The 11,798-nt window shown below is 36.1% G+C and carries 10 protein-coding genes; 4 read left to right on the top strand and 6 right to left on the bottom strand.

The annotated features are described in order from the left end of the window. The first annotated feature begins 79 nt into the window (after positions 1-79). From CLV90_RS14190 to CLV90_RS14175, 4 genes are all read left to right on the top strand, one after another. Complete coding sequence (locus tag CLV90_RS14190; RefSeq protein ID WP_243835447.1) at positions 80-493, top strand: HYC_CC_PP family protein; 414 nt, start codon at positions 80-82, stop codon at positions 491-493. Positions 494-704: 211 nt separating this feature from the next. After that, positions 705-3,197: a heavy metal translocating P-type ATPase gene (locus CLV90_RS14185; protein WP_133688168.1), complete on the top strand. Its 2,493-nt coding sequence runs from the start codon at positions 705-707 to the stop codon at positions 3,195-3,197. Positions 3,198-3,218: 21 nt separating this feature from the next. Further along, positions 3,219-5,483, top strand: a complete 2,265-nt coding sequence (locus CLV90_RS14180) for a TonB-dependent receptor (RefSeq protein ID WP_133688167.1) — start codon at positions 3,219-3,221, stop codon at positions 5,481-5,483. Between the two features lie 20 nt (positions 5,484-5,503). Continuing rightward, complete coding sequence (locus CLV90_RS14175; RefSeq protein WP_133688166.1) at positions 5,504-5,872, top strand: heavy-metal-associated domain-containing protein; 369 nt, start codon at positions 5,504-5,506, stop codon at positions 5,870-5,872. A 399-nt stretch (positions 5,873-6,271) separates the two neighbouring features. Here the strand turns inward: CLV90_RS14175 and groL are convergent, their stop codons facing one another. The 6 genes from groL to CLV90_RS14145 all read right to left on the bottom strand — a co-directional run bounded on the left by groL (position 6,272) and on the right by CLV90_RS14145 (position 11,784). Beyond that, positions 6,272-7,903 carry a chaperonin GroEL gene (groL, locus tag CLV90_RS14170; protein ID WP_133688165.1) on the bottom strand — a complete coding sequence of 544 codons (1,632 nt, stop codon included), beginning with the start codon at positions 7,901-7,903 and terminating at the stop codon, positions 6,272-6,274. 114 nt (positions 7,904-8,017) lie between these two features. Then, on the bottom strand, positions 8,018-8,296 hold the full coding sequence (locus tag CLV90_RS14165) for a co-chaperone GroES (protein ID WP_036156781.1): 279 nt from the start codon (positions 8,294-8,296) through the stop codon (positions 8,018-8,020). Between the two features lie 142 nt (positions 8,297-8,438). Next, on the bottom strand, positions 8,439-8,798 hold the full coding sequence (gene secG / locus CLV90_RS14160; RefSeq protein WP_133688164.1) for a preprotein translocase subunit SecG: 360 nt from the start codon (positions 8,796-8,798) through the stop codon (positions 8,439-8,441). A 6-nt stretch (positions 8,799-8,804) separates the two neighbouring features. Beyond that, positions 8,805-9,950 (bottom strand): hypothetical protein, encoded by a 1,146-nt coding sequence (locus CLV90_RS14155; protein ID WP_133688163.1) that lies wholly within the window; start codon positions 9,948-9,950, stop codon positions 8,805-8,807. A gap of 5 nt (positions 9,951-9,955) precedes the next feature. Then, positions 9,956-10,477, bottom strand: a complete 522-nt coding sequence (locus CLV90_RS14150) for an LptE family protein (protein WP_133688162.1) — start codon at positions 10,475-10,477, stop codon at positions 9,956-9,958. A 20-nt stretch (positions 10,478-10,497) separates the two neighbouring features. Then, the gene (locus CLV90_RS14145) at positions 10,498-11,784 is read right to left on the bottom strand and encodes a sigma-54 interaction domain-containing protein (protein WP_133688161.1); all 1,287 of its coding nucleotides are present in this window, start codon (positions 11,782-11,784) and stop codon (positions 10,498-10,500) included. Positions 11,785-11,798 lie beyond the last annotated feature (14 nt).

The raw sequence follows: 11,798 nt of genomic DNA, 5'->3' as shown, positions 1-11,798 counted from the left end.
AAATACTTACTTCGTCAAAATTTCGTTAAAGAATTGTACTATAAAATTTTAAGAATTCTTTATTCAGTAACTTTGCTTAATGAAAAATTTGCTTCATAAACTGTTTTCTGTTTCAATGGCTATGCTATTGTTACTGTCCACTATTTCTTGGACGGTAGAGAAGCATTTGTGCATGGGGCGAGTTATGGATGTTGCACTGTTCGAACATGCAAATGATTGTGGTATGGAGGCAGGGTTAGCTTTGCTAGATGATACTGCTATGATAAAAAAGCATTGTTGCGATGATGAAGCCTTTACCATGCAAGGTCAAGACGACTTGACGCATGATTTTTCTAATTTTAATTTTTTACAACAGGTATTCTTAATATCCTTTACAAGTTCTTATTTAGGCTTGTTTGAAGAAACTACAGATGAGAATATCGATTTTGATTCATATCCGCCGCCTATACTGGCAGAAGATTTGAATATTCTACACCAAGTTTTCTTGATTTGATTTAAACTGATAATTAGCGTTAGTTCGCAAATACAGTGTAATCAAGTACTATTTTTAACTAATTACCTTTTTTTTACCATGCTGTAAAGCAAGTATACCTTATGTTCAGGTGTTTTTTGTTTTATGTATAGATTATAAAAAGTTAAGTGCATACGATTAGTTTAAATAGTAGGAGCAGTTTGTAATAACTGGAATAAATCATAATCTTATTATGAAACATACATATCAAATTCATGGTATGACCTGCAATGGCTGTCGAGGTTATGTCGAGCAAACCTTATCTAAAATAAGCGGAGTATCGAATGCTGTGGTTAATCTAGAAAAGGCAGAAGCCTTGCTAGAGATGGATAATCATATTCCATTAAAAACTTTGCAGGCAGCTATGGAAGCGGATGGAGGGCATTACTCTATTCATGAACTCAATGCTCAGGTACATGAGGCTACAAAGCCTAAAGCGGTCGAGAACGGAAATGGTGTTTTTTACTGCCCAATGCATTGCGAAGGAGAAAAGACATATATAGAACCTGGTGATTGTCCGGTTTGTGGTATGGATTTGGTTGAAGAGGCGAGTGCTACGATAAACAAAGGTCAAGAGTATACGTGCCCAATGCATCCTGAGGTAATTAGCGATGAACCTGGGGATTGCCCAATTTGTGGTATGGACCTGGTTCCGAAACAAGCAGATATTTCCGCCGAAGAAAAGAGTTATAATAAACTACTTAATAAGTTTAAAATAGCAGTAGGGTTTACGTTGCCAATCTTTCTTATTGCAATGTCAGAAATGATACCTAATAATCCGCTTCAGAATATCTTGAGCCTAAAATACTGGAATTGGGTGCAATTTGCATTATCGATATCTGTGGTGTTTTATGCAACATGGATGTTTTTTGAACGTGCCTATCGTTCGGTAAAAACATGGAATTTAAACATGTTTACCTTAATTGGTATTGGTGCAGGGGTGGCATGGTTGTTTAGTGTATTTGCTATTTTAGTACCCGATTTTTTTCCGCCGCAATTTAGAACAGATCAAGGTACGGTTCATGTTTATTTCGAAGCTGCTACAGTGATTTTGACTTTAGTTTTATTTGGACAGTTATTAGAAGCTCGTGCACATAGTAAAACGAATTCTGCGGTAAAAGAACTACTGAAATTAGCGCCTAATAAAGCTATTAAAATTGTAGACGGTAAAGAAGTGAGTATCGCTATTGATCAGATCTCAAAAGGAGATTTACTTCGCGTAAAACCAGGCGATAAAATACCTGTAGATGGTAGTATTCATGAAGGGGAGAGTACGGTCGATGAAGCTATGATTACGGGTGAACCTGTTCCGGTACAGAAAGTAGTCGGCGATACAATAAGTTCAGGTACTATAAATGGTAAGGGTTCTTTTGTAATGACCGCTGAGAAAGTAGGGGCAGATACCTTATTATCTCAAATCATCGATATGGTGAACAAGGCTAGTCGTAGCCAGGCGCCAATTCAAAAATTAGCAGATAAAATATCTAGTTATTTTGTACCTGCTGTTGTCTTTATTTCTATTGTAACCTTTATAGTCTGGGTCATATTTGGTCCTGATTCTGCTTATGTATTTGCGTTGGTGAATGCCATTGCGGTATTGATTATTGCTTGCCCTTGTGCATTAGGTTTGGCGACACCGATGTCAGTAATGGTAGGTGTGGGTAAAGGTGCGCAATCTGGTGTGTTGATTAAAAATGCCGAAGCACTTGAGCGTATGGATAAAATTGATACGCTGATTATAGATAAAACAGGAACTATAACCGAAGGGAAGCCATCGGTAGAAAAAGTTGGAAACATTGCAGAAATTGACAATGAAAAAGTGTTGCAGTATATCGTTTCATTAAATCAGCTAAGTGAGCACCCATTGGCAGATGCCATTGTTAATTATGGGAAATCTAAAAATGTAGATATCTTAAAAGTTGATGATTTCAATTCTATCACAGGTATGGGGGTTTCTAGTAAAATTAATGGAGAATCTGTTGTTTTAGGAAATGATAAAATGATGGGTAAAGCTAAAGTGCTTATTCCTGAAAATTTACAAGTAGTTGTTGCTGCGCATCAAAAGCAAGGTAAAACGGTTTCTTATGTAGCAATCGAAGGTAATGCTGTCGGCTTTGTGGCTATTGGTGATCAAATTAAAGAGACTAGTAAAAAGGCAATTGAAGCGCTTCAAAAATCTGGTATCTCGGTAATCATGTTAACAGGTGATAATTATGATACGGCAAAGGCTGTAGCCGAACAATTGAATTTAGCAGATTTTAAAGCGGGGATGCTTCCTCAAGATAAGTTGGCTGTTGTTGAACATTTGCAGTCCGAAGGTAAAAAAGTGGCTGTTGCCGGCGATGGTATTAATGACGCGCCTGCATTGGCAAAAAGTGATGTAGGTATTGCTATGGGTACAGGTACAGATGTAGCTATTGAAAGTGCTACTATTACATTGGTTAAAGGTGATTTACATGGTATTGTAAAAGCGCATAATCTCAGTAAAGCAGTGATGAAGAATATCAAGCAGAATTTATTTTTTGCACTTATTTATAATACTGTCGGTATTCCTATAGCTGCGGGAGTTTTGTATCCATTTTTCGGGTTGTTACTTTCGCCTATGATCGCCGCTTTGGCTATGAGTTTTAGTTCTGTTTCAGTTATAGCAAATGCATTGCGATTAAGAGCAGCAAGAATTGATTAATCATATTGAATAAAAATTTTAATGAATAAATATATAATACTAACAATAATAGCCATGTTGCCGTGGTTTGCTTTCTCTCAAGAAAAGGTGGAGGGTGTGGTATTAGATTCTGAAGGGTCTAATGCATTGACACTTTCGGGTGCAAATGTCTATTGGCAAGATTCCCAAACGGGAGTGGTGACAGATTTTGATGGTAAATTTTCAATTCCGTATAAAAAGGAATTTAATAAATTGATAATTAGTTATGTCGGTTTTGAAACGGATACATTAACTGTAAATGAACCGAAGTCAATTCGTGTTAGTTTAAAACCATCGAATGAATTAGATGAGGTTGTAGTGCAGCAAGAGCGAGATGCTATTCAAAAAACGTATTTCAGTCCGCAGAATGTCATCACAGTAAATAGTGCAGAATTATTGAAGGCAGCATGCTGTAATTTGGCAGAGAGCTTTGAAACTAATCCGGCTATTGACGTGAATCTTTCTGACGGATTAACCGGTACCAAGCAAATACAGATGTTGGGCTTAACGAGTCCGTATTTATTAATCACCCAAGAGAATATTCCTATGGTTCGTGGAGCATCACAAGCATACGGATTAACGTTTACACCTGGTACTTGGATTGAGAGTATTCAAATTACAAAAGGTGCGGGTAGTGTGGTTAACGGTTATGAAAGTATATCCGGACAAATAAACACAGAACTAGTAAAACCATTAACTGATAATGCTGTTTTTATAAATGGATATGCAAACCAAAACGGGCGTTATGAGCTGAATACACATTTTAATAGAAAGTTGACCGATAAGTGGAGTACAGGGTTATATATTCATGGAAACAAGAGGACGCAAAAAGAAGATAATAATGAAGACGGATTTTTAGATGCGCCTTTGGCGAATCAAATAAATGTAATGAACCGTTGGCAGTATCAAGATGCAGAAAAGGGTTGGGTCAGTTTTTTTAATGTTCGTTTTCTAAATGATGAAAAACAAGTAGGGCAAGTAGATTTTAATCCGGATACAGATAGAGTAGATGGTAGTAATAGGTCACTGAGCGGAGCCGAAGTGTGGGGAAGTGAAATAAACACACGTAGGTTCGATACTTCATTAAAATTGGGTTATGTTTTTCCAGAATTGCCCTTTCAGAGTTTAGGTTTTCAAACATCGTACAGTTTACATAAGCAAGATTCATATTTCGGATTTAGAACTTATGATATCAATCATGAAAGTTTGTATAGTAATTTACTTTTCAATTCTATAATCGGCGATACCAGAAATAAGTTTAAAACCGGAATTACCTTTGCTTATGATGGTTATGATGAAATGGTTACGGCAACAGATTACTCTAGAGACGATACATCTGTAGGGGCATTTTTTGAATATAGTTATGAGAATTTAGAAAGGGTGAGTCTTACAGCTGGTTTGCGAGTAGATAATCATAATAGATTGGGGACTTTTGTGACGCCTCGTTTTCATATTAGATATACCCCATGGGAAAAAGGGAGTCTAAGAGGTTCGTTTGGTAGAGGTAAAAGAGCTGCAAATATTTTTGCCGAAAATCAACAATTGTTTGCATCTGCAAGGCAAATTAACATTGATGATGCAGGTGGTAAAGTATATGGTTTAGATCCAGAAGATGCTTGGAATTACGGAGTAAGCTTTTTACAAGGATTCAATTTTTTAAATAAAAAAGGGGATATTTCGTTGGATTATTACATCACCGATTTTGAAAATCAAATTGTAGTAGATTGGGAAAATCCACAAGAGGTTTCATTTTATAATTTAGATGGAAGTAGTAGTGCCAAAAGTTTTCAAGTTGAGGTTAACTACGAACTTTTAACACGATTAAATTTTAGAACATCTTATAAGTTTTATGATGTATCTACAGATTATAAAAGCGGCGATTTACAAAAACCGCTACTGGCTCAAGATCGATTTTTTGTTAACTTAGGGTATGAAACCGAAGCTAAAGAAAACGGATCACAATGGAAGTTTGATTATACCTTGCATGCTCTAGGTAAAATGAGATTGCCCGATACCAGTATTAATGATCCGGCGTATCAATTAGGCGAATATTCATCACCCTATAATTTGATGAACGCTCAAATAACCAAGGTGTTTTCTGATACTATAGAGCTATATATAGGTGGAGAGAATTTAACGGGAGAACAACAAAATAATCCGGTATTAGGGGCAAACGACCCTTTTGGTCCCAATTTTGATACAACCATAGTATATGCGCCAATTATGGGAAGAATGTTCTATGGCGGATTCAGATTTAAAATTCAGTAACTAACGATTAATATAAAACTATGAAAGCAACGATTTTATCAATAGCAATGATGCTAATTGCGGTAGTAACTTATGCGCAAGACAAGAACAAGAAAATGACTTTTGACGTTAATGGTAGGTGTGCCATGTGTAAAGAGCGTATAGAAGAAGCGGCACTAAATGTAAAAGGTGTTAAGTATGCCAATTGGGATATACCAACACATCAATTAGCAGTAATTATGGATGAGCGTAAAACCGATGCCATGAAAATTAAAACAGCAATAGTTGCGGTAGGTCATGATACTAAAGAATTAAAAGCAACAGATGAAGCGTATAATAGCGTTCACCCATGTTGTTTGTATAGAGAAGATAATTCTGATGATGGAAAACATCATGAAAATAAGCAGTAATAATTGCTTTTATTTGGGTGTAATTTTGAGTTGAAAATCGGATAAAAAGTTTTAGTTAATTTTTTGCCAACGTGATTATCACGAATCAAAATCTGAAATACATTAGCTGTAGATTTATCTTAAATTCGATAACAATGGCACAAGCAAAATCAGCAGGGAAACCAGCTGCAAAACCTTCTCCGGCAAAAGCTGGAAAAAAGGCTGCTCCAAAAGCTGCTCCTAAGAAGAAGTAGTCAAGTTATTGCCTTTAGAAGGCGATACCGTTTGGACGATAAAACCACCTTCTGTAAATAAAGAAGGTGGTTTTTTTGTTACTCATATTTGCCACAAAAAAAACCGCTCTTGAAATTTCAAGAGCGGTTTTAATTTTAAAGTCCCCTTTGGGGATGTAGGGGGCTTTTACATCATGCCTGGCATTCCGCCACCACCCATAGGAGGCATAGCAGGAGCATCTTCTTTAATATCAGTTAAAGCACATTCGGTAGTAAGGATCATACCAGCAACAGAAGCTGCATTTTCCAATGCCACTCTAGTAACTTTCTTAGGGTCGATAATACCAGCTTTCATCATTTCAACATACTTTTCAGATTTAGCATCGTATCCAAAATCACCTTTACCTTCAAGTATTTTAGCGATAACAACAGAACCTTCACCACCAGCGTTAGAAACGATAGTTCTTAAAGGAGCTTCGATAGCACGGGCAACAATTTGTAAACCTGTAGCTTCATCTTCATTTTCAGTAGAAACCTTGCTAAGAACAGATTTAGCTCTCACCAATGCAACACCACCACCAGCAACAATACCTTCTTCAACGGCAGCTCTTGTAGCGTGTAATGCATCGTCAACACGGTCTTTTTTCTCTTTCATTTCAACTTCAGAAGCTGCACCTACATAAAGTACGGCAACACCACCCGCTAATTTAGCTAAACGTTCTTGAAGTTTTTCTTTATCGTAATCAGATGTAGTTGTCTCGATTTGAGATTTTATCTGGTTAACTCTAGTTTTGATATCTTTTGCAACACCACCACCGTTAACTATAGTTGTATTGTCTTTGTCTATCTGTACTTTTTCACAAGTACCTAACATATCTAAAGTAGTATTATCTAAAGAAAAACCTCTTTCTTCAGAAATAACGGTACCACCAGTTAAGATTGCGATATCTTCTAACATTGCTTTTCTACGGTCACCAAAACCTGGAGCTTTAACGGCAGCAATTTTTAAAGAACCTCTTAATTTGTTTACAACCAATGTAGCTAATGCTTCACCATCAACATCTTCAGCGATAATCAATAAAGGCTTACCTGATTGAGCAACTGGCTCTAATACAGGAAGTAGATCTTTCATTGAAGAAATTTTCTTGTCGAACAACAAGATATAAGGACTCTCTAATTCAGAAACCATCTTTTCAGAATCGGTTACGAAATAAGGAGAAAGGTAACCTCTGTCGAACTGCATACCTTCAACAACATCAACATACGTATCTGTTCCTTTAGCTTCTTCAACAGTAATAACACCTTCTTTACCAACTTTACCGAATGCTTGTGCGATTAAATCACCAATAGTTTCGTCATTGTTAGCTGAGATAGAAGCAACTTGCTTAATTTTTTCAGAAGAATCACCAACTTTTTTAGCTTGTTTGGCTAAATCGGCAACGATAGCTTCAACAGCTTTATCGATACCTCTTTTTAAATCCATTGGGTTTGCGCCTGCAGCTACGTTTTTCAAACCTTCTTTTACAATAGCTTGTGCTAAAACTGTAGCGGTAGTAGTACCGTCACCAGCTAGGTCATTGGTTTTAGAAGCAACTTCCTTAACCATTTGTGCGCCCATGTTTTCTAATGGGTCGGCCAATTCAATTTCTTTTGCTACGGTAACACCATCTTTAGTTACTTGTGGTGCACCAAATGATTTACTGATAATAACATTTCTACCCTTTGGGCCTAATGTTACTTTTACAGCATTTGCCAATGCATCAACACCTCTTTTAAGACCGTCTCTTGCATCTATATCAAACTTAATATCTTTTGCCATTTCTAATTTTATTTTAATTTTTGACTTTTACACAGGGCATAAAGTCAAGGATATTATTAATTTTTAAATGAAAATTTAAAGGCTAACGGCTAAAAACCATAAGCCATTTGCTATTTAGATAATAGCAAGAATATCACTCTCTCTCATCATCAAGTAATCTGTGCCTTCTAACTTCAATTCGGTTCCGGCGTATTTTCCGTAAAGAACGGTATCACCAACTTTAACGGTAACACTGTCATCTTTTGTTCCAGGACCCACGGCTACAACCTTACCTTTCTGTGGTTTCTCTTTTGCAGTATCAGGAATATAAAGTCCAGACGCAGTCTTAGTTTCAGCTGCCATTGGCTCGATAAGAACTCGGTCTGCCAATGGTTTGATATTAACTTTAGCCATAATTATTAATTTTTAAATTGATTTTTAGTTTCGTGATACTATAAAGGCAGAAATTATGCCATTGCCTATTTCCTGACAAATTGTAAACAAAAAATGCCAGCTTATGACAAGCTGGCATTTTTAATATAATGTAGTAATAATTTTATAAGCTGTCTGAAGGTGCAGCATCATTAGTTACTGGTGGTGTTACAGCCTCTGGTAAGGTTTCTGGAACCACAGTTTCTATGTCATCACCTTGTAATAATTTAGAATCTGCATCACCATAGTTACCTTTAAGGGCAATGTTAGATGCTAAGATTAAAACTATTAACAAACCTGCTAGTGTCCATGTGCTTTTATCTAAAAAGTCACCTGTTTTTTTAACTCCACCAACAACTTGGTTACCTCCTCCACCAAAAGAAGAAGAAAGTCCGCCACCTTTTGGATTTTGTACCATGATCACCAATACTAATAATAAGCAAACGACAATGATAAGTATCAGGAAAATTGAAAATGTACTCATTCTAAATTATTTATTATCTTTTCGTAATTTCTCTACCGCCTTAATTCGGTCTGCAAAGAAACTACTTTTTTCTGGATATTTCAAACTTAAAATTTTGTAAGCTTGAATTGCATTTTTATATTTTTTTTGCTCTAGATAAACCCTTGCTAAAGTTTCTGTCATCAGCTCGTTATGGTCAATTCTAGATGACTTTGAAATATCTATAACTGCACTCTGTTCTGTTGGTACAATTTTAGGGTTAGAAGCTATAAACTTGTCTATACGGTCGTATTTCTTTTTGATTGCCTCGCTTTTAACCTTAGGTTTTCCGATAGGTTTTGGTGTAATTTTAAGCTCTTTTACCTTTTGTACCGTCTTTTTAATGTTGCTTTCTCTTGCCTCTGGTTCTTGCTGAATAATTGTATCTTCTTCTTGAATCTCAGCAATTTCTTCTTCAGGCTCTTCTAGTGGTTTTTTAGAAGCTAAACTTAACCATTCAGAAAAAGAGTATTTCTCTTTGGCATCGAAACTTAAAGGTTTGCCAATATCAAGAGCATTTTCTTCTTCTGTATTGGTAGGGTTTTTAGATTGAAATAATTCTGGATCAAGTATTTGATCGGCATCATGTTCATCTTGTGGTAATGGTCTATCGTCAGATGGAGTTATTAAAGGCATAATTGCAACTTCCTCTTTGGTTGCAATAGTATTCTCTTCTTCCTCTGAAGTTTCAATTTCAGCGGTGTTGACTTCGACTTCCGTTAAGATTTCTTCTTTTGGTACTTCTATAGCTTCAGAAGCCTCAATCTCAGGTAAAGTATTTTCAATTTCAACAGGTGTCGTTTCTTTTATTTCCTCAGGTTGAATTGGCACGACAGCTTCGATTTTTTCTATTTCCGCAACCTTTTTCGTTGAAATATCTACATCATACTGTAAAAAATCTTTTGAGGTTATAAAATCAAAAAGTACGTCTCTATCGGTTGTAAATGCAGCCGTTGTTTTAAGGGCTTTGTTGTATTTGTAGCTATTTAGGTTTTTAAGACCTTTTAAATGCAGTGCTCGTGCAGCTTGAAAATAAGGGTATTCGGCAATAATATCTTCTAAGTGTTTTGTATGAATGGGTTCTACCACTTTGGTAGGATGTTCTAGAAAATATGTAAAGTCCTTAACGTTCATGTATGCTACCAATCTGCCAATGAGGCGTTGAAAATATCTTGTGTTAACCTTTCGAAAATTATTTCATGGGCTTCACTCTTAATGCTCGCCAATTGTGTATCTGCCGGATAATCATAAAAGAAAGAAAAACTTTGATCAAAAGCGGCGTCTTCTTTTAGTTGATTATAGAAACGCACTTTCACTCGAATTGAAAGTCTGTTTTGAGCAGCTGTTTGAGCAGCAGTAGCAGACATAGGTGAAATTTTATATTCTGTTATTTCGCCCTCGTATAATAAATCTGGGTTACCGTTAGATATCAGATCCAGGCTAGTCTGATTTAAAATTCGGTCTTGTAGCGCCAGAGTAAAATCTCTATCTACACCAGGTTCAAATGTAGAACCCGGACTCTGAGTAGCATAATTTTGAAAATAGGTGACTTGAAATGTTTTGGCTTCGCCAACATTACCACCGGTAAAATTGTAAACACCGCAACTTAAAAGTAAGATGATGGGTAATGTAAATAAAAAAGATTTTTTCAGGTATCTCATTGAAATAGGATTCATTTAAATTAAAGGTCGTACTGTTTTATTTTGCGATAAAGTGTGCGCTCAGAAATACCTAATTCTGTAGCTGCAGCCTTTCTTTTTCCTCTATTTCGTTCAAGAGATTTTTTGATCAATTCTACTTCCTTCTCTTGTAAAGATAGGGTTTCTTCTTCTTGAATTTCTTCGGCAAAATGATATTTATCTTCGTATGAATCTTGAATTATAGAGGTTTCCTCTTTTTTAGGTTCGGGTAAATGTAAAAGACTCCTTGGTTTCTCTTCTTGAGGATCATGGTCGATATCGGCATCTTCTTCATCTTCATTACCGTAGATTTTACGAATCAAGTTTTCATTATCTTTTTGAACCTTCTCAGAGTCATTATTTTTCAATAACTCCATCGTTAGTTTTTTAAGGTCGTTCAGGTCACCTTTCATATCGAACAAAACCTTGTAGAGTATTTCTCTTTCGTTGCTAAAATCGCTGTCAGATTTTGAATTAGAGACTACAGCAGGTAAGTTACTCGAAGTATTATTCGGTAAATATCCATGTAAAGTCGAAGCCGAAATCGCTCTGTTTTCTTCCAGAACAGAAATTTGTTCAGCAATATTTCTTAATTGGCGAATATTACCTGGCCATCTGTATTTTATTAATAGCGATACTGCATGATCATCTAATCTAATAGTGGGCATTTTGTATTTCTGACTGAAATCTGACGCAAATTTTCTGAACAATAAATGAATATCATCTTGACGTTCACGCAATGGCGGAATGTTAATTTCTACCGTACTTAATCGATAGTAAAGGTCTTCGCGAAAACGCTCTTTTTTGATTGCCTCGAACATATTAACGTTCGTTGCAGCAACAATACGAACATCTGTTTTCTGTACTTGTGAAGATCCAACTTTTAAAAACTCGCCATTTTCTAGTACACGTAAAAGTCGTACTTGGGTAGTTAACGGTAATTCACCAACCTCATCTAAAAATATGGTACCACCATCGGCAACTTCAAAATAACCACTTCTTGTTTGCGTAGCACCTGTAAAAGCACCTTTTTCATGACCGAAAAGTTCACTGTCAATAGTACCTTCGGGTATAGCACCACAGTTTACGGCGATATATTTGGCATGTTTTCTATGAGAAAGCGAATGAATGATTTTGGGAATAGATTCTTTACCAACACCACTTTCACCAGTAACTAAAACTGAAATATCTGTAGCCGCAACTTGCATTGCTTTTTCAATAGCTCGGTTAAGTTTTGGATCTTGCCCAATAATTTCAAAACGTTGTTTTATACTTTGTATACTTTCCATGTAAAATGGCTGCT

It is taken from the genome of Maribacter spongiicola (assembly GCF_004364165.1).
Taxonomy (GTDB): domain Bacteria; phylum Bacteroidota; class Bacteroidia; order Flavobacteriales; family Flavobacteriaceae; genus Maribacter; species Maribacter spongiicola.
The sequence above is the reverse complement of the archived record's forward strand: the minus strand, read 5'-3'. Positions and strand labels throughout refer to the sequence as shown.